At 61.8% G+C, this 23,163-nt stretch carries 18 protein-coding genes; 11 read left to right on the top strand and 7 right to left on the bottom strand.

Features of this window, described 5'->3' with window-relative positions; translation table 11 throughout:
* Nucleotides 1-4: 4 nt before the first annotated feature.
* Both L8K08_RS11295 and L8K08_RS11300 read left to right on the top strand, forming a co-directional pair.
* Nucleotides 5-3,070, top strand: a complete 3,066-nt coding sequence (locus L8K08_RS11295; protein WP_242196786.1) for an efflux RND transporter permease subunit — start codon at nucleotides 5-7, stop codon at nucleotides 3,068-3,070.
* 22 nt (nucleotides 3,071-3,092) lie between these two features.
* On the top strand, nucleotides 3,093-4,031 hold the full coding sequence (locus tag L8K08_RS11300; protein ID WP_242196789.1) for a LysR family transcriptional regulator: 939 nt from the start codon (nucleotides 3,093-3,095) through the stop codon (nucleotides 4,029-4,031).
* Between the two features lie 29 nt (nucleotides 4,032-4,060).
* Here L8K08_RS11300 and L8K08_RS11305 read toward each other — a convergent pair whose 3' ends face one another.
* Nucleotides 4,061-5,002, bottom strand: a complete 942-nt coding sequence (locus L8K08_RS11305; RefSeq protein WP_242196792.1) for a cupin — start codon at nucleotides 5,000-5,002, stop codon at nucleotides 4,061-4,063.
* Between the two features lie 279 nt (nucleotides 5,003-5,281).
* On the opposite strand from L8K08_RS11305, the gene L8K08_RS11310 reads away from it, so the two are divergent.
* On the top strand, nucleotides 5,282-6,151 hold the full coding sequence (locus L8K08_RS11310; protein ID WP_242196795.1) for an oxaloacetate decarboxylase: 870 nt from the start codon (nucleotides 5,282-5,284) through the stop codon (nucleotides 6,149-6,151).
* A gap of 45 nt (nucleotides 6,152-6,196) precedes the next feature.
* Here the strand turns inward: L8K08_RS11310 and L8K08_RS11315 are convergent, their stop codons facing one another.
* Nucleotides 6,197-8,743, bottom strand: coding sequence for a hypothetical protein (locus L8K08_RS11315; RefSeq protein ID WP_242196798.1), 2,547 nt, complete (start codon nucleotides 8,741-8,743; stop codon nucleotides 6,197-6,199).
* 536 nt (nucleotides 8,744-9,279) lie between these two features.
* Between L8K08_RS11315 and L8K08_RS11320 the strand changes: the two genes are divergently transcribed.
* Entirely contained in the window at nucleotides 9,280-10,602 is a 1,323-nt protein-coding gene (locus L8K08_RS11320; protein ID WP_242196802.1) for an OprD family porin, read from the top strand.
* Here the strand turns inward: L8K08_RS11320 and L8K08_RS11325 are convergent.
* A complete protein-coding gene (locus L8K08_RS11325; RefSeq protein ID WP_242196805.1) occupies nucleotides 10,589-11,080 on the bottom strand; it encodes a helix-turn-helix domain-containing protein in 492 nt (163 codons plus the stop codon). The genes L8K08_RS11320 and L8K08_RS11325 overlap by 14 nt on opposite strands.
* Nucleotides 11,081-11,187: 107 nt before the next feature.
* On the opposite strand from L8K08_RS11325, the gene fabF reads away from it, so the two are divergent.
* The 3 genes from fabF to L8K08_RS11340 all read left to right on the top strand — a co-directional run bounded on the left by fabF (nucleotide 11,188) and on the right by L8K08_RS11340 (nucleotide 15,483).
* The gene (gene fabF / locus L8K08_RS11330) at nucleotides 11,188-12,456 is read left to right on the top strand and encodes a beta-ketoacyl-ACP synthase II (protein ID WP_242196808.1); all 1,269 of its coding nucleotides are present in this window, start codon (nucleotides 11,188-11,190) and stop codon (nucleotides 12,454-12,456) included.
* 71 nt (nucleotides 12,457-12,527) lie between these two features.
* The gene (locus L8K08_RS11335; protein ID WP_145160633.1) at nucleotides 12,528-12,908 is read left to right on the top strand and encodes a RidA family protein; all 381 of its coding nucleotides are present in this window, start codon (nucleotides 12,528-12,530) and stop codon (nucleotides 12,906-12,908) included.
* Between the two features lie 595 nt (nucleotides 12,909-13,503).
* Nucleotides 13,504-15,483 (top strand): U32 family peptidase, encoded by a 1,980-nt coding sequence (locus L8K08_RS11340; protein WP_242196811.1) that lies wholly within the window; start codon nucleotides 13,504-13,506, stop codon nucleotides 15,481-15,483.
* Here the strand turns inward: L8K08_RS11340 and L8K08_RS11345 are convergent.
* The gene (locus L8K08_RS11345) at nucleotides 15,461-16,366 is read right to left on the bottom strand and encodes a DMT family transporter (RefSeq protein ID WP_242196814.1); all 906 of its coding nucleotides are present in this window, start codon (nucleotides 16,364-16,366) and stop codon (nucleotides 15,461-15,463) included. The genes L8K08_RS11340 and L8K08_RS11345 overlap by 23 nt on opposite strands.
* Before the next feature lie 108 nt (nucleotides 16,367-16,474).
* Here L8K08_RS11345 and L8K08_RS11350 point away from each other — a divergent pair, with 108 nt between their 5' ends.
* The 4 genes from L8K08_RS11350 (at nucleotide 16,475) to L8K08_RS11365 (ending at nucleotide 19,467) form a co-directional block, all read left to right on the top strand.
* Nucleotides 16,475-16,918, top strand: a complete 444-nt coding sequence (locus L8K08_RS11350) for an Lrp/AsnC family transcriptional regulator (protein ID WP_145160627.1) — start codon at nucleotides 16,475-16,477, stop codon at nucleotides 16,916-16,918.
* A 98-nt stretch (nucleotides 16,919-17,016) separates the two neighbouring features.
* The gene (locus tag L8K08_RS11355) at nucleotides 17,017-17,886 is read left to right on the top strand and encodes an NmrA family NAD(P)-binding protein (protein ID WP_242196819.1); all 870 of its coding nucleotides are present in this window, start codon (nucleotides 17,017-17,019) and stop codon (nucleotides 17,884-17,886) included.
* Complete coding sequence (locus L8K08_RS11360) at nucleotides 17,886-18,683, top strand: aldo/keto reductase (RefSeq protein ID WP_242196822.1); 798 nt, start codon at nucleotides 17,886-17,888, stop codon at nucleotides 18,681-18,683. Before L8K08_RS11355 ends, L8K08_RS11360 begins: the two co-directional genes overlap by 1 nt.
* A 325-nt stretch (nucleotides 18,684-19,008) precedes the next feature.
* Nucleotides 19,009-19,467, top strand: coding sequence for a transposase (locus tag L8K08_RS11365; RefSeq protein WP_145161222.1), 459 nt, complete (start codon nucleotides 19,009-19,011; stop codon nucleotides 19,465-19,467).
* A gap of 247 nt (nucleotides 19,468-19,714) precedes the next feature.
* On the opposite strand, the gene xylB is transcribed toward L8K08_RS11365, so the two are convergent.
* From xylB to L8K08_RS11380, 3 genes are read right to left on the bottom strand one after another with little or no spacing between them, the layout of a single operon-like run.
* Nucleotides 19,715-21,175: a xylulokinase gene (xylB, locus tag L8K08_RS11370; RefSeq protein ID WP_242196824.1), complete on the bottom strand. Its 1,461-nt coding sequence runs from the start codon at nucleotides 21,173-21,175 to the stop codon at nucleotides 19,715-19,717.
* Nucleotides 21,176-21,191: 16 nt separating this feature from the next.
* Nucleotides 21,192-22,184, bottom strand: a complete 993-nt coding sequence (locus L8K08_RS11375) for a LacI family DNA-binding transcriptional regulator (RefSeq protein WP_145160617.1) — start codon at nucleotides 22,182-22,184, stop codon at nucleotides 21,192-21,194.
* 25 nt (nucleotides 22,185-22,209) lie between these two features.
* Nucleotides 22,210-23,142 carry an ABC transporter substrate-binding protein gene (locus L8K08_RS11380; protein ID WP_145160615.1) on the bottom strand — a complete coding sequence of 311 codons (933 nt, stop codon included), beginning with the start codon at nucleotides 23,140-23,142 and terminating at the stop codon, nucleotides 22,210-22,212.
* Between the last annotated feature and the right edge of the window lie 21 nt (nucleotides 23,143-23,163).

Here is a 23,163-nt window from a genome sequence, read left to right on the forward strand (position 1 = left end):
TCCCATGAAGCTTACCGATACCTTTATTCAGCGACCGGTGTGGGCAGTGGTGGTTTCGCTGTTCATTCTGATCCTGGGCCTGCGCTCGATCTTCGAGTTGCCGGTGAACCAATGGCCGCGCACCGAAAACACCGTGGTTACCATTACCACCGCCTACTACGGCGCGGATGCGTCCACAGTCGCCGGCTTTATCACCCAGCCACTTGAGTCGGCCATCGCCCAAGCCCAGGGCATCGACTATTTGTCCTCGACCAGCATCACCGGTGTCTCCACCATTACCGCGACATTGCGTTTGAACTACGACGCCAGCAAGGCCCTCACCGAGATCAATACCCAGGTCAATTCGGTGAAGAACCAACTGCCCGCGCAGTCCCAGGAGCCGGTGCTCACCATTGCCGTCGGGCAGACCACCGATGCCATGTACCTGGGGTTCTACAGCGACACGCTGCCCACCAACAACATCACCGATTACCTGGTGCGGGTGGTCAAGCCCAAACTGGATTCGATCCAGGGCGTGCAGACCGCAGAGATTCTCGGCGGGCGCCAATTCGCCCTGCGCGCCTGGCTGGACCCGGACAAGCTGGCCGCGCATAACGTCACGGCGCAGGACGTCTCCACGGCCCTGGCCAACAACAACTACTTGTCTGCCGTGGGCTCGACGCGCGGGCAAACGGTAACGGTCGACCTCACGGCCGGCACCGATCTGCACACGGTGGATGAATTCAAACGACTGGTGATCAAGCAGAAAGGCGACGCCTTGGTGTATCTGGAGGACGTGGCCACCGTCACCCTTGGCGCCGAAAGCTACGACAGCAGCGTGGCGTTTTCCGGCAAGCGCTCGGTGTTCATCGGCATCAAGGCGGCGCCGACCGCGAATATCCTGACCGTCGCCGACAGCGTGCGTGAGGCCTTCCCCGAGCTGCAATCGCAACTGCCCACTGGCGTGCGCGGCGAGATCGTGTACGACTCAACCGAGTTCATCAATACCTCGATTTACGAGGTGGTGAAGACCCTGGTCGAGGCGATGATCATTGTCTCGGTGGTCATCTACCTGTTCCTCGGCTCGTTCCGCGCAGTGATCGTGCCGCTGGTGGCGATCCCGCTGTCGCTGGTCGGGACCTTCTTCATCATGTACTTGCTGGGGTACTCGATTAACCTGCTGACCCTGCTCGCGCTGGTTCTGGCGATTGGTCTGGTGGTGGACGACGCGATCATCGTGGTGGAAAACGTCGACCGGCACATCAAGGAAGAAGGCAAAGGCGTGCTGGAGGCCGCGCTGATCGCGGCGCGGGAACTGGGTGGCCCGATCGTCGCGATGACCGTGGTGTTGATCGCCGCGTACGTGCCCATCGGCCTGCGCAGCGGGCTCACTGGCGCGCTGTTCAAGGAGTTCTGTTTCTCGCTGGCGGGCGCCGTGACCGTGTCGGCCGTGGTGGCGTTGACCCTCTCGCCAATGATGACGTCCAAGCTGTTCAAGTCCGGGCAGGAAGAAGGTCGTTTTGCGCGTAAGCTCGACCAGTATTTTGACTGGCTGCGCGGGCGTTACCACCGTGTGTTGTCTGGCGGGCTGAACATCTGGCCGGTGCTGGTGACCTTTGGGTTTGTGCTGTTCCTGCTGGTGGCCGCCAGTGGCATGACCGCCAAAAGTGAACTGTCGCCCACCGAAGACCAGGGGCTGGTGTTCATGCAGATCAAAGGCACGCCGACGGCCTCGCCCCAGCAGATGGAACGTATTGCCGACCAGGCCTTCCAGATCGCCAGTAAAGAGACGGAATACGCGCAGATGTTCCAGCTGACCGGGCTGCCCATCCTCAATCAAGGCCTGGGCGGCGTGCTGCTGAAAACCTGGGGCGACCGCACGCGCTCCCAGGCCCAGCTGATACTCGACCTGCAGCAAAAGTGGAATCAGGTGCCGGGCGCCACCATCGCGGCCTTTCCGCTGCCGTCGCTGCCGGGCGCCCAGGGTTTGCCGGTGCAATTTGTGATCACCACCACCGACTCCGTGGAAAACCTCAATGAGGTCGCGCAGGCCGTGATGGCCGAGGCGCAGAAACAGCAGTTGTTCTGGTTTGCCGACATGGACTTGAAACTCGACAAGCCGCAAGCCCGGCTGGTGGTGGACCGGGAGAAGATCGCCGCATTGGGCCTGACTCAGGCCGACGTCGGCGCGGCGCTGTCGGCGGCGTTGGGCGGTAACTACGTGAACTACTTCTCGACCGCCGGCCGCTCCTACAAAGTCATTCCCCAAGTGCTGCAGGTCAACCGCCTCAACCCGGAGCAGATTCTCGATTACTACATTCGCACCCCGTCCGGCTCGATGATCCAGGCACGCACCGTCGCGCATATCGAGACCTCGACACAGCCCGAATCGATCAACCACTTCCAGCAACTCAACTCGGCCACCCTGTCAGGCGTCAGCGGCGTGGCCCAAGGTGAGCTGCTGGGCAAACTCAACACGATCCTGACCAACGTGGCGCCCTCGGGTTACACCTCGGACTTTGCCGGCGAGTCGCGCCAATTCATGCAGGAGTCTGGTGGGTTCTTTGGTTTGCTGATGTTCTCGATTCTGATCGTCTACCTCGCCCTGGCCTTCCAGTTCGAGAGCTTTCGCGACCCGGTGGTGATCCTGTTCTCGGTGCCGCCGGCACTGTTTGGCGCGCTGGCCTTCATCACCATGGGCTACGCGTCGATCAACGTGTACACCCAAGTGGGCCTGGTGACGCTGCTGGGCTTGATTACCAAGCACGGGATCCTGATCGTGCAGTTCGCCAACGAACTGCAACGTGCAGGTCACAGCAAGCGCGAAGCCATAGAAGAGGCCGCCGGCGTGCGTCTGCGCCCGATCCTGATGACCACGGCCGCGATGGTGCTGGGCGTGGTGCCGCTGGTGTGGGCCTCCGGTGCCGGTGCTGCGGGGCGGCACGACATGGGGCTGGTGATCTTCGCCGGGTTGTCGATTGGTACGCTGCTGACGTTGTTCATGGTGCCGGCGATGTATATGTTTATTGGGGAAACGCACCATCAGCAAACACCGCAGACACTCCCAGGCTCAGACTTGAGGACAACATAAACCCAAGCCCGGCAGGTCACACTTGGATTATTTCACCGCGCTGACCGCCTTCGTCGAAGCCGCCGAAGGCAACAACTTCTCGCGCGCCGCCGAGCGGCTCGGTATCAAGGCGTCAACCGTTTCTCGCTACGTGAAGGACCTTGAACAGGACCTGGGCATCGCCCTGTTCAACCGCTCGACGCGCACGCTGCACCTGACCGAGGGCGGCCAGACGTTTCTGCTGCATGCGCGCAGGGTGCTGGATGAGCTTGAACAGGCCAAGGCGGCGACGTCGGCGCTGAACCAGGAGCCTCGTGGGCTGCTCAAGCTCAACTTGCCGCCAGCGTTTGCCCGTCACCATATCCTGCCGCTGTTGAATACATTTGTGGTTCGCTACCCGCAGATCAAGCTGGAACTGGTATTGGATAATGCCCAAGTCAACCTGATTCATACCGGCGTCGACCTGGCGATTCGCATTGGCGTGCTGGCTGATTCCACGCTCAAGGCGCGCAAGATCTGCGCGGGCAACTACCTGCTGGTGGCCAGTCCGGGCTTTTGCGCTGCGCACCCTGCCCCTTCAACGCCGGCAGAGCTGGCCCGCCTGCCGGCGGTACTGAGTCAGCATGATTTTGCGTTTGCATCTGCTGATGAAGTCGTGCCGCTGGTGCCTCACGACTGTATCCGTATCAACGACCTGGATGCGCAGCTGATCGCGGTGCGCCAGGGCCTGGGGTTTGCCCTGTTACCCGACTGGTTGGTGGCGACCAGTATTGAAGCGGGCGCGTTACAGGTGTGGCTGCCAGAATGGAACATCCTCGGTGCCGAGCAGGCATTTTCTGTGTGGTTCGTCTATCCACCCAAGAAGATTGTGTCGTCGAAGGTCAGGTGCTTTATCGACTTCATCGTTGAGCAGTTGGGCGACACACCTGATTGGAAGCGCCAGGGCTGTCCGTGCCCAGCCGACCTAAAGGGTGGCTGTTAAACTCGCTCCCACATTAGGGTCTCATCACATCAGCTAAAGCGAATATCCAGCGCGCGCAAGTACGTTTGCAACCCGGCGTCCTGGATAGGGATCAGGAATGCTTCCTGGTCGGACTCATTGAAGTGCGCGTGCCAGTACCCCGGCGGTGTGACAAACGCCAACCCCGGCGACCAGTCAACGCGTACCGGGTTGCGAATCTGCCCGTCGGCGTCCAGTTCGGTGCCTACCAGCGAGTAGCAGCCCGTGGGGCAGTCGATGATGAAGTCCAGTGCAATCGACTGGTGCCGGTGCGGCTTCTGGATCGAGCCGGGCGGCAGGATGCCGTACATGGCCCACAGCACATGCGTGACGGTTCGGGTCTGTGGAAAGTTGCGGTTACCCAGCAGAATGCTGATACGGCTGCGGTCCTGGGCACGTGGATCATCGGCGGCTTCACGCAGCTTCAGGTTGGCCAGTGCGGCGGGATACAGCGTCGGCGCGAAACGGTCGGTGCTGCGCGTAACCCCCAGGTAGCGCAACAGCGGCTCATCGTGCACGTAGTACAGGCGCGCATCCTGCGAGGCGCGGAACCGGGCTGGCAGCAAGCCTGGCAGCGCGATAAAACAACCGGCCGACCATTCGATCTGGTGTTCGCCCTGAACGACGCTGCCCTCTCCGGTGATCACATAAAACACTTGAGAGGTGGCATTGGGGTGCAGCTCCAAGGTGTCGTCGGCGTTCAGGCGGATGAAGTTGGCACACAGCCCAGGCCCGGTTGCCGGGCCCTCACAGCCCAGCGCAGCGCTGAGGTCCAGCGCGACCACCCGCGACGGGCCACTGGCATACAGCGAGGCCGGGAAGCTGTGGTAAGGAATTCGGGTAATCAGATTGGCGCTGATCGGGTTGGCTGCCTTGCTGTATTCAAAGTACTCGGCATCCACTTGTTCGCGCGGGGCATCAACGCTCAGGTCGGGCTTGAATTCGCTGTTCATGGTTCACCTCAGTCTTGGGCTGGTTTGAAACAACTATAGGCATTGCGCCCATCGCGATTAAGCACTCGGTTGGCACAGCAGTTGTGCAAGATGGGGCGGCTATGCTCCTGGATGGTGCGAAAGGCCTGTCCATCGCCAAAGCGTGAACCGATGATCCATGTGTCAGGCATCTGTCTCATGCTCAAACGTCATAATCCCCCGTTCGTCTGCGTGGTAATCTGGCGCCACCATGAATAGACATTGATCGTCACTTGACGATGACCAGAGCCAGGAAAGAACATGCCAAAGATTTCTCACTCAGCACTGCGCCGCAACTTCCGTGAACTGCTTGCCAAACAAATCTGCGTTGAAACCGCCTCCGTCTTTGACCCCATGTCTGCGCGCATCGCCGCCGACCTGGGTTTCGAAGTCGGTATCCTCGGCGGTTCGGTCGCATCGTTGCAGGTCCTCGCGGCACCCGATTTTGCGTTGATCACACTGAGTGAGTTCGTCGAACAGGCCACCCGCATTGGCCGTGTGGCCCAACTGCCGTTCATCGCCGACGCCGACCACGGTTACGGCAATGCCCTGAACGTGATGCGCACCGTCGAAGAGCTCGAGCGCGCCGGGGTTGCGGCACTGACGATTGAGGACACGCTGTTGCCCGCGCAGTTCGGGCGCAAATCCACCGACCTGATTTCGGTTGAGGAAGGCATCGGCAAGGTCAAGGCCGCGCTTGAAGCGCGGGTCGATCCGCAGCTGTCGATCGTCGCCCGCACCAACGCTGGCGTGTTGCCGACCGAAGACGTCATCGCCCGCACCAAAGCTTATGAAAAAGCTGGCGCAGACGGCATCTGCATGGTGGGCGTCAAAGACTTCGACCACCTTGAGAAGATCGCAGAAAACCTCAGCGTGCCGTTGATGCTGGTGACTTACGGCAACCCGCAGCTCAATGACAGCGAACGCCTGGCCGCGCTGGGTGTGCGCATTGTGGTGGCCGGCCACGGCGCCTACTTTGCGTCGATCAAGGCGACTTACGACAGCCTGCGTGCGCAACGCAAGTTGACCAGCAGCACCTCGAACCTCAGCGCGACTGAACTGACGCATACCTACACGCTGCCGGAAAGCTACGTGGCATGGGCGGAAGAATTCATGGACGTGAAAGAGTAAGCCTCAGCCAATCGGCGGCCAGTTCCGACTGGCCGCCGACTTCGGTCAGTAATTGGCGTTGGGATTACCCACGTCCACGTAGCCATTTTTGGGCGCAATGATCACATCCAATGGCGGCGGCGTAACGCCGAAGTCATCGAGCTGATGCTTGAGCCCGGTGTACCACTCTTCTTGCTGTTTCTTGCGCGCATCGTCGGCCTTGATGTCGGCAATGATCGCGTAGATCAAGCCACCGACCGCCGCGATGCCGCCCACGGCACCCGCCAGGGCACCGGCCGCGCCGCCAATCACGCCGGCCGCTTCTGCAACGCCGGCTGCCACCGTGGTTATGCGCGGCACCACATAGGTGGCGACCTCCACCATGCCGGCCACGGCCGACAGGCCATTAAGCCCCGCGAAGATGCCCTGGAAGCCGGCGCCGACCTTGTCGCCGCTCTGGGCCGAGTTTTTTGCGGAAATGGCCCCGGTGACCAAGCCCAGTACGTTCCCCGCCACGCCGCCCAGGCTCTTGCCGACGTTTTCCACGTCTTTCACGTACTTGGGCGCGTCGAACTTGTAAGTGCCCTGTTGGGTGCGATCGAACTGGTCCTGGACAAACTTGGCGCCACCTTCAAGGAACAGTCCGGCCGCCTGAAACGACTGACCCACTGTCTGCGCGGTGCTGCCGCCCTTGCCGCTGGCGATGCGCGTACCGATGGCGCCCGCCAACAACACGCCCGACACGCCGTGCATCACCCCGGCCTTGTACGCCGCGCTGACCCCGGCCGGCAGCTTGCCGCCCCAGGTGCTTTGGACTTTTTTGATCGCATCGTCGAACTTGGCGCCGCCGCGCATGGCGTCGTCCACCGCCCGAATGCCACTGATGATATCGGCGGTTTTCGGTGGGGCCTCGCCCGGTGGCGTGAATGCAGCGTTGTTGTCGTTGATCACTTGCTCAAGGCGCGGGTCATTGGCGCCGGTAACGCCCAGGCCGCGGTAGAAGTCGTCAATCGACTGGCCTTTAAGCAGGTCTTCACGCCCCAGCTTGGCGGCGACGTCGTTGAAGCTCGAACTGCCCGCCTGCACGGTCTTGTCGTCAAGTACCGCGTCAAAGATTGCCTTGTTCACACCGGACTGAATCACCGCCTTGTCTGCCGGCACACCACTGGCGATCAGGTCGTTGATCTGCTTGCCGGAGGTGATGTCTGCGTACTCGGCGTTGACTTTGTCCTTGATGGCTTGCGGGGCGTTTTCCAGGGCTTTCTTGTAGTCAGGCTGTTTGCCCAGGGCCTGGGCGTAGAAGTCCGGGTACTTGATAAAACTCGACAGCGCATCGGTGGTGCTGGCGCCCTTGGCGGCAAACGCGCTCTGCAGCGCGTCGCAACTGGATGAAGCGTCCAGGCGCCGCTCCATCTCGGCTTTCAAGGCTGGGTCGGCGGCGACCATTTTCTGCAACTGTTCGGTGCCCTGGGTGTTGAGGAACTGCTGCACGTCCGGGTCTTTGCTGAGCGTGTCGATGCGCCCTTGCACATCCTTGATAAAGTCTTCGCGTTGCTGGCCCGGTGACGGGCCGTCGCCTGACCACTCATTGGCCGCATCCGGCCCCTGGTGCGCAAACGCATCGGCACCCGCCTTGTAGTTGGCCAGGCCCGTGGACAGCTGGATGATCGCTGCAGTCTTGTCCGCACCGCTGGCGCTGGTGTTGCCCGTGGCGAAATAGTCAGCGCCCACCTTGGAGGCGTCACCACCGGCCGCCTTCACGGCGTCTTCGGTGGCCTTGGCATTCAAGTCCTTGATCTGGTCATCCGCGCTGTTGCCGTCCAGGCCCTTGAGGTTGTCGTAGCCGTATTTGCCGAAGTCCTGCAGGCGCCCCGCTTCCGTGCCGTGGCGCGCTTCGCCATCCTTGGTGAAGCCGTCGATGCGGCCATTGCCCAGGTTGCCGCCTGCGATGTGCTTGCCGGTCTCGTCGTAGTTCTCGACATAGTTGAGCACCTGCGCGGCACGCCAGGCCGCATCGGCGTCGTGTTCAAAGTCGCCGACACGCTCGCGCAGAGCGTCCTTGACCCCGCTCTGGTTGCCGAGGTTTTTCAGCAACGGGTTGTCTTCGATGATTTGCTCGGCACTGCGGTTGTCGCCCATCGGCCGGCCTTCACCCGGCAACGGCAGATGGTTGGACGGCGCATCGCCCTTGGGCGGCGTGCTGGGTGGGCTCTGCGGTAGCTCGCCTTTAAGGGTCTCCCAGCCGTACTTGCCGAAATCCTGCAGGCGCCCGGCTTCGGTGCCGTGCCGGGCGTCACCGCCTTTGGTAAAGCCGTCGACCTTGCCGTTGCCGGCTTCATTGAGTTCTGGCCGCTTGACGGTGGGCTTGCCGTTTTCGTCGAGTTTTTCGATGTGCTCCAGCACCCGGCTCGCGCGGTAAGCGGCGTCCGGATCGTGTTCAAAGTCGCCAACGCGTTCACGTAATTTGTCTTTCACGCCACTCTGGTTGCCGAGATTCTTGAGCAGCGGGTTGTCGTCGATGATCTGCTGCGCAGTGCGAAAGTCACCTTGGGGCCGCTTTGTATCGGGGCCGAGGCGGTTGTCGTCGGGCTGATTGCCTAGCGCTTTCGACACCGCTTTATTCCAGTTGGGGTTGTCGCCCGCGTTGGGGGTGCTATCAACCTAACGAAGCTGATTGACTTGCATGGCCTGTCTCCTGATCTGGCGTGGGAGAAAGGATTATTAGAGGGCAAGTGCAACAGTCTTGTTACATGGGCGAAATTGAATCAAGCGCAATCATATAGCCACCACTGAACGGCGGCGGCGCACATGAACTTTTATATAACTAAGCATTAAAAAATCCGCCGCAGAGTCTGCGGCGGCAAACCAAAGGTTTTTGTCGAAGCAGAGCGGCTAAGACCCTATCAACGCTACACCCGCTCGTGATTAAAAGACGTGAAGTTTAATTAATCGAGTTTAATCCGCCACACCGCTGCAAGCCGCGAAAAATATGATAAAAATCGGCTTCGGCAACCCTGTCGAACACAATAAAAACCGTCACTACGCTCACCTGAAAACATCTGCCCACAACACTGTATGCGCCATAAAAATTGCGATGTTTCTGCGCGCGCGTTACTTATTCCGGGGAAGTAAACACCATGATCAAACCCATGATTAGACAGTGCAGCCTGCTCACACTGGCAGTGTGCGCGAGTGTCAGCCAAGTGGCCTTTGCCGAGTCTGTCAGCGACCAGGCCGATTCCAAGGGTTTTATTGACGGCAGCAGCATCACGGGCCTGTTGCGCAACTATTATTTCGACCGCGATCGCCAAAGTGGCAAGGCAGACAACCGCGACTGGACCCAGGGCGCAATGCTCAACTACGCCTCGGGCTTTACCCAAGGCACCATTGGTTTTGGCGTGGACGCCTACGCCTATGGCGCGATGAAGCTCGACGCCACCCACGCGGATGCCGGCACCGGTGAGCTGCCGACCGACCGCCATGGCGACCCGGAAAACGGCTATGGCTCCGTCGGCGCCGCGGTGAAAATCAAGGTGTCCAAGACCCAACTGAAGTTCGGTGACATGCAACCCACGGCGCCGGTCTTTGCCACCGGCGGCACGCGGATTCTGCCGCAGACCGCCACCGGGTTTGACCTGACCAGCAGCGAAATCGCCGGGCTGGACCTGGAAGCCGGGCATTTCACCAGCACCAACAGCGGCATGACCAGCAACCATGACCACGATATCTATGCCACCTACGCCAACGTCGCGGCCAACAGTGCGAGTTTCGTCGGCGGCAAATACACCTTCACGCCCTCGCTGAGTGCAACCGTGTACGCCGGTGAACTGGAAGATATCTGGCGCCAGTACTACACCAACCTCAACTACGTATTGCCGTTGGGCCATGACCAGTCGCTGGCGCTGGACGGCAACCTGTACCGCACCCTCGACACCGGCAGCGCCAAGGCCGGGGCCATCAACAACACCACGTATTCGGTGGCGGCGGCCTACTCGTTCCTGGCGGCCCACACGCTGACGCTGTCGTTCCAGAAGGTGCACGGCGACACGCCGTTCGACTACATCGGCACCGGCAACAACGGCGCGGGTGAAGGCGGCGATTCAGTGTTCCTGGCCAACTCGATTCAGTGGGGCGACTTCAACGGCCCGGGCGAGCAGTCCTGGGGCGTGCGTTATGACCTGAACATGGCCAGCTACGGCGTGCCAGGCTTGAGCTTCATGACCCGCTACGTCAACGGCTCCGACATCAACGGCACGCACACGCCGGCCAACAGCGCCTACGTCGGCGACTACGGTGCCGACGGCGACCATCACGAGACGGATGTGGAGGCCAAATACGTGCTGCAAAGCGGCCCGGCGAAAAACCTGTCGCTGCGCGTGCGCGATGCGATGGTTTCGTCAAACGCGGATCAGCGCGACGGCAAATTGAACGAGCTGCGGGTGATCGTCGACTACCCGTTCACTCTGCTGTAACCACCCCAGGCTCCAGCCGTTGGCGCATGCCTGCGCTGGCGGCTGGACCGGCCTGTACCACGCACGCCTCCAACGGCACGAGTGTGCCTTCGGCCGTTGCCATCATCGGTTGCACCGGCTTGCCCGTCTCGCGCTCCACCACCTCGACACTGGTGCCCTCTTCGGCATAATGCCGATTGCCCCACGCCACCAGTGCCATCAGCACCATGCGCAAATCCTCGCCCTTGGCCGTCGGCACGTATTCATACCGTGGCGGCCGCTCGCTGTAGGCGCGGCGCTCAAGCATCCCGGCGTCCACCAGGCCATTCAAGCGGCGCGTCAACATGTTCGGCGCGATGCCCAGGCTGCGTGAAAACTCATCGAAGCGACGCAAGCCATGCAATGCATCGCGCATGATCAACATGCTCCACCACTCCCCTATCCGTTCAAGGCTGCGGGCGATCGGGCATTCGTCGCTGACAAGAGACTTGCGTTGCATAAGGGTTCCCAGGTGCCGGTACAAAGTTGTGTGACGCCATGTTACTTTCATCATGATAGTGACGTCCATAGGGTCTGTACCCTCAACGCAACCGGAGTCGATTGATCATGAGTAAACGTATCGTCGTGACAGGCATGGGCGCACTGACGCCGCTGGGCGCCAGCGTGGAATCCACCTGGCAACGCCTGTTGAACGGGCAGTCGGGCATACGCCGTCTGCCTGAAGCATTGATCGGTGACCTCGCCATCAGCATCGGTGGCCAAGTGCAAAGCGTGCTGCAAGACCCTGAGGCCGGGTTTGACCCTGATCGGCTGCTGGCCGCCAAGGAACAGCGCAAGATGGACCGCTTTATCCTCTTCGCCCTGGCGGCGGCCGATGAAGCCTTGAAGCAAGCCGGCTGGGCGCCTCAAACGCCGCAGGCACAGGAACGCACGGCAACCATCATTGCCTCTGGCGTGGGTGGCTTTCCGGCGATTGCCGATGCCGTGCGCACCACCGACAGCAAAGGCCCGCGACGTTTGTCGCCCTTCACCATTCCCTCGTTCCTGAGCAACATGGCGGCCGGGCATGTGTCGATCAACTACGGCTTGAAAGGCCCGCTGGGCGCGCCGGTGACGGCCTGCGCAGCCGGTGTGCAAGCAATTGGGGACGCGGCGCGGATGATCCGTGCCGGGGAAATCGATGTGGCGGTGTGTGGCGGTGCGGAAGCGGCAATTCACCGGGTCAGCCTGGCCGGGTTTGCAGCGGCGCGGGCGTTATCCAGCGACTTCAATGACACGCCAGAACGGGCTTCGCGGCCCTTCGATCAGGCACGTGACGGCTTCGTGATGGGCGAAGGTGCCGGCATCCTGGTCATCGAAGAACTGGAGCATGCCCTGGCACGCGGCGCGCAGCCCATCGCCGAACTGGTGGGTTATGGCACCAGTGCCGATGCCTACCACATGACGGCCGGGCCGGAAGACGGTGATGGCGCGCGGCGGGCGATGACCCAGGCACTGCGTCAGGCAGGCATTGAGGCGGCCCAGGTCCAGTACTTGAACGCCCATGCAACCTCGACGCCGGTGGGTGACAAAGGCGAACTGGCCGCCATCAAGAGCGTGTTCGGCGCCCATGGCGGCCCGGCCATCAGCTCAACCAAGTCTGCCACCGGCCACTTACTGGGCGCCGCAGGCGGCATCGAAGCGATCTTCAGCGTGCTTGCCCTGCGCGACCAGGTCGCCCCGGTGACGCTGAACCTGGACAACCCGGACGCGCTGGCCGACGGCCTGGACATGGTGCGCGGTGAAGCGCGGCACATGCCGATTGAATATGCGCTGTCCAACGGCTTCGGCTTTGGTGGCGTGAATGCCAGCGTGCTGTTCCGCCGCTGGGCATAACCCTCGGTTTGCCCCTGTTGTGATTTTCGGGGACCATGTGCGCCTTCTGCTACAGCCAACCAGAGGCGCCCATGGCCAACCACGACCTGAGCTACACCCCCGATCCGGATGCCGACTCGATTTCCTCCGACGTCGTCGGCTTCAACGGCATCCTGGTCTCCACCCAGATCCCGACCCGCGCCGATGGCAGCCTCGAACTCGGCGACATCACCCTGCAAAGCGAGTGCACCCTGCAAGCGCTGAAAGTCGCGCTGGAAAAAGCCGGCAGTTCCATGGACCGGGTGATGCACCTGACCATCTACCTCACCGACATGGCTGATCGCGCCGCGTTCAATGAAGTCTACAAACGCTTTTTCGCCAAACCGTGGCCGGTTCGCGCTGCCGTTGGCGTGGCCGCATTGGCCGTTGAAGGCATGCGCGTGGAAGTCACCGCGATGGCGGCCAAGGCCTGAGTTATCGCTGGCAATACACATCAAGGGTTGCCGCGATAGCGTCAGATAGACCGAGGTGCCTGCATCGCAGGCAAGCCAGCTCCCACAGAAAAGCAAAGCAGTGCGGTGCTGGAGGCTGAACGCGGTCAACTTGTGGGAGCGGGCTTGCTCGCGAAGGCGGTGGATCAGTAACTCATGAGCTGACTGAACCACCGCATTCGCGGGCAAGCCCGCTCCCACATTTGGATCTCTGTGCATCAGATAGAAGTGTGTTGCTGTGCTTTTGCTTCTACCACTCAGGTCGGCTGTCAGGCCGCCGTGCTTTGCTTTTGATTTTGATCTGACAGGCCCCGTCAACCACGCTGGCCGAACCTAGGCGAGGCACCGAGTGGTGGGGCAAAGACCTTTTGGTTACTTTTGGCTGGGCCGGCATTCCGGGCGTTTGCCAAAAGTGACCCGCTGTAAGAGCGGAACCACCAGTGGCCGTTACCGCAGCAACGGATATGCTCCCAATCTACCTACCCCATTCGCCCAGCCAGCCCTGCGGTAGGTGCCCACCCAGCATTTCACAGCTACAATGCCCGCCTCAACCGTGACAAGCCTGACTAAAAAAACTATGTCCTTGCCCAAGCATCACCTGGAATTGCTCAGCCCGGCCCGCGATGTCGCCATCGCGCGCGAGGCTATCTTGCATGGCGCCGACGCCATCTACATTGGTGGACCAAGCTTCGGCGCGCGCCATAACGCGTGTAACGAGGTGAGCGACATCGCTCAACTGGTCGAATTCGCCCGCCGTTACCACGCCCGCGTGTTCACCACCATCAACACCATCCTGCACGACAACGAACTGGAACCCGCGCGCAAGCTGATCCATCAGCTGTACGACGCCGGTGTCGATGCGTTGATCGTGCAAGACCTGGGCGTGATGGAGCTGGATATTCCGCCCATCGAGCTGCACGCCAGCACCCAGACCGACATCCGCACCCTGGGCCGCGCCAAGTTTCTCGACCAGGCCGGTTTCTCGCAGCTGGTGCTGGCCCGCGAGCTGAACCTGCAGGAAATCCGCGCGATCGCCGATGAAACCGATGCCGCCATCGAGTTCTTCATCCACGGCGCCCTGTGCGTGGCGTTCTCCGGGCAATGCAATATCTCCCACGCGCAGAATGGCCGCAGCGCCAACCGTGGCGACTGCTCCCAGGCCTGCCGCCTGCCGTACACCTTGAAAGATGACCAAGGCCGCGTGGTGGCCTTTGAAAAACACCTGCTGTCGATGAAAGACAACAACCAGAGCGCCAACATCCGCGCGCTGGTCGAAGCCGGTGTGCGTTCGTTCAAGATCGAAGGCCGTTACAAGGACATGGGTTATGTGAAAAACATCACCGCCTATTACCGCCAACGCCTCGACGACGTCCTCGAAGACCGCCCTGACCTGGCGCGCGCTTCCAGCGGCCGTACTGCGCATTTCTTCCTGCCCGACCCGGAAAAAACCTTCCACCGGGGCAGCACCGACTACTTCGTCACCGACCGCAAAATCGACATCGGCGCCTTCGACACGCCCACCTTCACCGGCCTGCCGGTGGGTGTGGTGGAAAAAGCCGGCAAGCGCGACTTGCAGGTAGTCACCCATGAGCCGTTGTCCAACGGCGACGGCCTCAATGTGCTGATCAAGCGCGAAGTCGTGGGTTTTCGCGCCAACATCGCCGAACCCAAAGGCGAGTTCGAAGAAGACGGCGAGAAACGCTACCGCTACCGCGTCGAGCCCAATGAAATGCCGGCCGGCCTGCACCAGTTGCGGCCCAACCATCCGCTGAACCGCAACCTCGACCACAACTGGCAACAAGCCCTGCTCAAGACCTCGGCCGAGCGCCGTATTGGCCTGCAGTGGGTCGCGCGCCTGCGTGAAGACCAGTTGGACGTGACCGCGACCAGCGAAGAAGGCATCAGCGCCAGCGTCACCCTGCCCGGCCCGTTCGGCGTGGCCAACAAGCCGGAACAGGCGCTCGACACCCTGCGCGACCTGCTTGGCCAACTCGGCACCACCGAGTACCACGCCACGCACATCGAACTGGATGCGCCGCAGGCATTCTTCATCCCTAACTCGCAGCTCAAGGCCTTGCGCCGTGAAGTGATCGAGGCGCTGACCGCCGCCCGCGTTGCCGCTCACCCACGGGGTGGACGCAAGGCTGAGACGTCGCCGGCGCCGGTGTACCCGGAAGCGCATTTGTCGTTCCTGGCCAACGTCTACAACCAGAAAGCCCGGGACTTCTACCACCGTCACGGCGTGAAGCTGATCGACGCCGCCTTCGAAGCCCACGAAGAAACCGGCGAAGTGCCGGTGATGATCACCAAGCACTGCCTGCGGTTCTCGTTCAACCTGTGCCCTAAACAGGCCAAGGGCGTGACGGGTGTGAAGACCAAAGTGGCGCCGATGCAACTGATCCACGGTGATGAGGTACTGACCTTGAAGTTCGACTGCAAACCGTGCGAGATGCACGTGGTGGGCAAGATCAAGGGCCACATCCTTGGCTTGCCACAGCCGGGCAGCGGCGTGGGCCATTTCAACCCGGAAAACATCATCTTTCAGGGCACGCACTGATCCTTGGGGAGCGGGGCCACCACCAGCCCCGCTGCAACCCCGCTGCCGCCAGCAGAATCGCAACAACCCCCAGCCATTGCAGCCAACCCAGGCGATGCCCAAAGGCGATCCAATCAACAAAGATCGCCGCAATCGGGTAGATGAACGACAGCGCGCCGGTAATCGCGGTCGGCAGTTTCTGGATCGCCCCGTACAGCAACACATACATCAAACCGGTGTGCACCATGCCCAGCGTGATCAGCGCAGCCCAGGCCTGGGTCGCGGCAGGCAAGCTGTGCCAAGGCACTAACGGCGCCAGCAAGAGTGCGCCGGTGATCACCTGGATCAACGCCATCAAGTGGGGTGGAACGTCCTTCAAGCGCTTGATGATCAAGGCGGCAATCGCATACAAAAACGCTGCGCCCAACGCCAGGGCAATACCGGTCAGATAATCCCCGCCAGCGCTTTGCTGTTCGCCATGGGCGGTGACAATCGCCAGCATGCCGAGGAACGCCACGCTCAACCACGCGAGCTTCTGCACGGTGATCTTCTCACCCAGAAACAGCGCCGCCAGCATCACCAACATGAACGGCTGCACGTTGTACACCGCGGTGCTGATGGCAATCGACGCACGTGAATAGGATTCGAACAACAGCAACCAGTTGCCGACGATGGCCACACCGCTGAGCATCGCCAGGCCGAGCTTGGCCCAGGTCAGCAGGTCTCGGCGCAAGTAACCCAGCCACGCGCACACCAGCAACAGCGTCAGCGCGCCAATCACGCAGCGCCAGAACACCACTTCGATCACCGACACGCCAGACACCAGCACAAACCAGCCGATGGTGCCCGAAATCAGCATGGCGGCGACCATTTCCCACGACCCGCGACGAATAGATGTGTCCACGATGGCGCTCCTCAAGTGAGGCTCAATTATGGCAATCTGCTGATCAGCACCTCCAGCGACTAAAGTAGGCAAAAACCCTCAATTACCTTTTTAAATTAGGCAGACAGCATGATTGACTCTATCGACCAGCAACTGATCGCCGCCTTGATGGACGACTCGCGCCTGTCGCTCAAGGCGTTGGCGGGTATTACCGGGCTGTCTTCGCCCAGCGTGGGCGAACGCCTGCGCCGTCTGGAAGAGCGCGGCGTGCTGACCCACTACACCGTCGACATCGACCCCAAGCACTTCGGCTATTTGCTACAAGCCATCGTGCGTATCCGCCCGTTGCCCGGCAAATTGCAGGAAGTGGAGCGCCAGATCCAGGCGATTCCCGAGTTCACCGAGTGCGACAAAGTCACCGGTGAGGACTGCTTCATCGCGCGCCTGCACGTGCGCACCATGGACCAGCTCGACACCCTGCTCGACCGGCTTAACGCCTATGCCGAAACCAACACCGCCATCGTCAAGAAAACCCCGGTCAAACGGCGTTTGCCGCCACTGGCCGATTCGTGATTTCGCGTCACTAACGCAGTGACGTAATCGCTATTCTGTCATCGCCGGCCGAACTTTATGCTGGGCTCCACACATTGGAACCCACAGGAGTAAAGCGCATGTACGTAATCACTGGCATCACAGGCAAAGTCGGCGGCGCCCTGGCGCATAACCTCCTCAAGGCAGGTCTGCCGGTTCGCGCCGTCATTCGCGACGCCGGCAAAGCGGCCTATTGGGCCGACCAGGGCTGCGAAATCGCGTTTGCCGCGATGGAAGATGCACAGGCGCTGACCGAAGCGTTCAAGGGCGCGACCGCTATGTTCATCCTGCCGCCACCGGGCTTCGACCCGCTGCCTGGGTTTCCTGAAGCGCGTGCCGTGATAGCGGCTGTCAGCCAGGCCCTCAAGGCCGCCGCGCCACAAAAAGTCTTGTGCCTGTCGACCATCGGCGCGCAGGCCAAGGAGCTCAACCTGCTGACCCAGCGCACGCTGATGGAGCAGGCGTTGAGCGCCCTGGACATCCCCGTAACCTTCCTGCGCCCAGGCTGGTTCATGGAAAACGCCGCCTACGACGTCAGCAGTGCGCGTGACACCGGCGTGATCCACAGCTTCCTGCAACCGCTCGACAAACGCGTGCCGATGGTTGCCACGGCCGACATCGGCACACTTGCCGCGCAACTGTTGCAGCAAGACTGGGCCGGCCACCGCGTAGTCGAACTGGAAAGCCAGTGGGTCAGCCCGAACGACATCGCCCAGACCCTGGCGCAAGTGCTCGGCCGTGACGTGCGTGCCGAGGTGGTTGAGCGCGATACCTGGGAACCGTTGCTGCGCGCCCAAGGCGCACACAACCCACTGCCGCGCATGCGCATGGTCGATGGCTTCAACGAAGGCTGGATCTGTTTCGAGCACGATCAGGTGCTCAAGGGCACAACTTCCCTGCTCACGGTGTTGCGCGAGCTGGCAGATAAAACCGCGGAGGCGAATGCCTGATGAACCTGCCTGAATTGGGTTTCGGTACCTTCCGTATGCCCGGCGATGACTGCCGGGCAGTGGTCGAAAGTGCCCTGGCGCTGGGTTACCGGCATATCGACACCGCCGCTATGTACGACAACGAAGCCGCTGTGGGCCAGGCGATCAAACACTCGGGCATCCCCCGCGACGAGGTGTTCCTGACCACCAAGGTCTGGCATGACCAGTTGGCGCCTGCCGCGCTGCAAAAAGCCTTTGAGCTGAGCCTCGGCAGGCTGGCGGTGGACTACGTCGATCTGTTCATGGTGCATTGGCCGGCTGCCGACATGGACCTGCCCGGCGTGATGAACGCTTTGTTGGCCCTGCGCGACAGTGGCCGCGTGAAGCACATCGGTGTGTGCAACTTCAACATGCCGATGCTGCGCGAGGCGATCGATGTGCTGGGCACGCCGATTGCCGCGGTACAGGTGGAATACCACCCGTTCCTCGACCAGAGCCGCCTGCTCAATTACCTGCGCGGCAAACGCATCCCGATGGTTGCGTATGCACCGTTGGCACAGGGTCGCGCGGCCACTGACCCGGTATTGACACAGATCGGCGCCAAGCACGGCGCCAGCGCGGCGCAAGTCGCCCTGGCCTGGTTACGCCAACAAGGCGTGGCGGCGATTCCCAAAGCCCAGCGCCAGCAAAGCCAGCAAGCCAACCTCGATTCGCTGCACGTCACACTCAATGAGCAGGATATGCAAGCCATCGCGCGCCTGCCCAAAGACCAACGCTTTGTGCAGCCGCCGTTTGCACCGCAGTGGGATGCGCTGTAAGCCGATGGAGTGGCTAGTGGGCAAGTGGGCTAGTGGTGGTTAGAGGGCTTCCTGTGGCGAGCGGGCTTGCCCCGCGTTGGGGCGCGAAGCGGCCCCGAAACCTGACGACTCAATCCATCTGGAAAAACGCGGAGACTGGTTTGGGGCTGCTGCGCAGCCCAACGCGGGGCAAGCCCGCTCGCCACAGTAAACCCGCTCGCCACAACAGCCCCGCTATCCACAACAAGCCCGTGCCCACTGGAAATATGGGGACACCGAACTCAACACGGTCAATCCACTGGCGCTGCTAGCGTCACAGCTTCTTATCCATGCAAGGAGCAACGGATTGTCTCGTCAGCCCAACTCTCACCGGTTACGCCGCGGTCGCTACTCAGAATCAGGGCGTGCTTATTTGGTTACCGTCGTGGTGCATCAGCGCCAACCCTTGTTCAACAGTTTTGAGCTGGGACGATTATTGGTAGCAGAATTCAAACGAACCCACGACGCGGGCCAGGTCAACTCACTGGCGTGGGTGATCATGCCGGATCACTTTCATTGGTTGTTCGACCTGCATAACTCGACCCTGCCCGATGTGATGCGCCAGACCAAGTCGCGCAGTACGCTGAGTATCAATCGAGCCCGAGGCAGCCGGGAAAGGTTCTGGCAGCGCGGCTATCACGACCATGCTGTTCGGGCCGAGGAAGACGTAAGGAAAATAGCCCGCTACGTGATCGCCAACCCTCTACGTGCCGGGCTGGTCGAGCATATTGGCGATTATCCGTTGTGGGACGCGGCGTGGTTGTGACACTGCAGATTCGCTTGGCAAGCGGGTTTCCTGTGGTGGACGGGCTTCCCGTGGCGAGCGGGCTTGTTGTGGCGAGCGGGCTTGCCCCGCGTTGGGGCGCGAAGCGGCCCCGAAACCTGACGACTCAATCTATCTGGAAAAACGCGGTGACGGGTTTGGGGCTGCTGCGCAGCCCAACGCGGGGCAAGCCCGCTCGCCACAACAAGCCCGCTCGCCACAACAGCCCCGCTATCCACAACAAGCCTGATCAATCGTGCAGCGCCTTCGCCGCCACCAGCAACCCTTGGAACTTGCGATAACGCGCTTCCAACACCGGCTGTTGCATCACGTCCGGCCAATACCGCGCCTTGACCGGCAGGCCCGCTTGCAACAGCGACGCGCCCTGCCCGATCGCCACAAACCCCAGCTTCGCCGCCCCAATACACGCGCTCAATTCGCTGCCCTGCAAGGTAAAGATCTCGCGCTGCAGGATGTTCGCCAACAACTGCGCCCAGTACTCGCTGCGCGCGCCGCCGCCCACCAGGGCGCAGGCGCCGACGCTGGCGCCGGCCGATTGCACGGCGCGCAAGGCGTCGAGCAAGCCAAACCCCACGCCTTCCATCACGGCGTAACCGAGCATCGCCGGGGTGCAATCGTGGCCCAGGTTCATGAAACCGCCGCGCAGCAACGGGTCGTTATGCGGCGTGCGTTCACCGGCCAGATAGGGCAAAAACAAGGGTGTGTCCAACGGTACCGGCTGCCCCATCGGCAACTGCGCCTGCACCTGGTCCAGTAGCGTTTGTTCGTCCGGCATACCGGTCAGGCGCGTCACCCAGCGCAAGCAACTGGCCCCGGCCAGCATGGCGCCCATGGTGTACCAGCGATCAGGCAGCGCATGGCAGAAGCTGTGCACGGCGCTGGCCGGGTTACCGGCGGCGTGATCGGTGATGGCGACGATGGCCGCGCTGGTGCCCAGGGTGATGAAACCGTCGCCGGCATTGATTGCGCCGATGCCGACGGCCGCCACCGGGTTATCGCCGCCGCCACCGGCAATCACCACGCCGGGCGACAAACCCAGCCCGCTTGCCGTCACGTAACCCGCCGGCGCACCGCCTTCCACCAACCTGGGCATCTGCGCAGGCGCAAGCCCCGTGGCACGCAGCATCGGCGCAAACCATTCGCGCTGCGCCACGTCCAGCCAAAGTGTGCCGGCCGCATCGGACATCTCGCTGATGCGCTCGCCACTCAGGCGTAAACGCAGGTAATCCTTGGGCGAGAGCACGCAGTCAATGGCCTTGAACACCTCGGGTTCATGCTGCTGCAGCCACAGCAGTTTCGGCGCGGTCAGCCCGGCCATGGGCAGGCTGCCGGTGACTTCGGCGAAGCCGGGCCCGAGTTGCTCAGCTTCGGCGACAGCACGCGAGTCGTCCCACAGGATCGCCGGGTACAACACGCGGTCGTCATCCCCGAGCAACACGGCGCCGTGCATCTGCCCCGACAACCCGATGCACACCACGCGACTGAAACCCGCATGCGCACGCAACTGCTCAAGCGCCTGCAAACAGGCCTGCCACCAGTCTTGCGGGGCCTGCTCGGACCAGCCGCTGTGACGTCGCGAAACACTCAAGCGCACACCGGCGTGGGCCAGCACAGCGCCGTCGACGTCCATCAGGATCGCCTTGAGTTCGGAGGTGCCCAGATCAATACCGAGGGAAACAGGACTGCTCATACGTGGGTCATTCCAATCAAATACAGCCACATGAATTACGGTATTGCAGGCTCGGCGCCAGGCGTACGCTTTGTACCGGCGCGGCCGGCGAGGCCATGCGTTGCAGCAGCATCTGCACCGCGCGTACGCCCAGCTCCTTGACCGGCTGGGCAATCAAGGTCAGGCGCGGCACGAAAAAATCCGCCCAGTCAAAATCATCAAAACCCACCAGCGCGATCTGCCCCGGCACCTCAATCTGTGCGTCACGCAGGGCATGCATGGCGCCCAGTGTCATCAGGTTATTGCCCGCCATGATCGCCGTAGGCGGCGCGCTCAGCGCCAGCAACTGCGCAGTCGCGGCGCGCGCCGGCTGACTGTTCGAGCCACCGTTGACCAGCAACTGCGGATCAAACGCCACGCCTGCCGCCTGCAACGCAGCCCGGTAACCCGCCACGCGCTCATCGGTAGTGCCCAGCCCCGCGCGCCCGGCAATAAAGCCGATGCGGCGGTGCCCGTGTTCAATCAAGTGCGCGACCAGGGCCTGGGTGGACTGGGTATTCTCCACCCCGATCTGGTCAAACTGCGTACTCATCATGCGGTCCACCAGCACCGTGGGCATTTCATTTGCCTGCAAATACTTAAGGGCCCTGGAATCAGTGGACGGGGCCAGCAAAATCCCGTCAACCCGCCGATGATGCAACGCCGTGACCACCCGCAGCTCCTGCTCCGGGTCGTCGTGGGGGTCGACAAACAGCATCATGTAGCCGTGCTTGGCGCACTCGGTTTCAATCGCGTGCACGGTTTCACTGAAGTAATGGTTGGACAGCGCCGAGATCGCCACGCCAATCGTGCTGGTGCTGGAACGGGCCAGTGAGCGCGCCAGGGTATTGGGGATGTAGCCCAGGTCCTGAATTGCGCGCTGCACCGCTTGCACCGTGGCCTCGCTGACTTTGCGGGTGCCGTTCAACACGTGGGACACGGTCGACGTTGACACCCCCGCCCTGCTTGCCACGTCATCCATGGTGACCACGACGCGTTCCCCTTTGCTCAATGACTCAATGTTTACTCGACCAACCGCTGTACGTAGCCACGTTGTCGCGGGTGATCAGTTTTGGCGTGAGCAGGGTAACCGCTTCGGCCGGGGCCTTGTCATTGAGAATGTCGTTGCCCACATTCACCGCTGTTTGCGCCATGGCCCAAGGGTCCTGGCTGGCCGAGGCCTGGATTTGCGTGTCGGTCTTCAGCGCATTTTCGATGTCTGGCGCACCGTCCACCGAAGTGATGAGGATGCCGCTGCGTTTAAGCTGCTTGGCCGCCAGGTCGCTGCCGATGGCTTGCGGGTCGTTGATCGCGAACAGGCCGTCGATTTTCGGGAAGCGCGTGAGGTAACCCTGCATCACGTTCAGGCCACCTTCGCGCGAGCCTTTGCCGTCCTGGTCATCGGACAGCACCTTGATGTCCGGCGCACCGGCCAATGCAGCCTTGCAGCCTTTGACGCGGTCGGTCACGGCGGTGACTTGCGGGCCATTCTGGATGATCACATTGCCCTTGCCCGCAAGCTTGTCCACCAGGAACTGGCACGCCAGTTTGCCGGCTTCGACGTTGTCGGTTTGCACCGTGGCGTTTACGCCCTTGGCGTCCACATCCACCGCCACCACGACAATGCCGGCATCCCGGGCTTTTTTGATGGCCGAGGCCATGGCCGATGGGTCGACGGCGTTGAGCAGGATCAGGTCGACCTTGGACGAAATGAAGTTGTCGATCTGCGAGAACTGCTTGCTCAGGTCGTAGTCGGCCGACACCGACGTCACTTTGACGTTGGGGTTCAGCTCTTTGGCCCGCGCCGTGGCGCCATCGGCCAGGGTCACAAAATACGGGTTGCCGAGCGAGCCCATGCTGATGCCGAGGGCCTTGAGTTCGCGGGCTTCTACGGTGTGGGAGATCAGGGCAGCCAAGGCCATAACAGGAAAGAGGCGTTTGAAGTTCATGCGGGACTCTCTTGTGATTGT

The organism is Pseudomonas sp. TREG-RG-20F-10-E-6-01 (assembly GCF_022662455.1).
In the GTDB taxonomy this organism is placed as follows: Bacteria; Pseudomonadota; Gammaproteobacteria; order Pseudomonadales; family Pseudomonadaceae; genus Aquipseudomonas.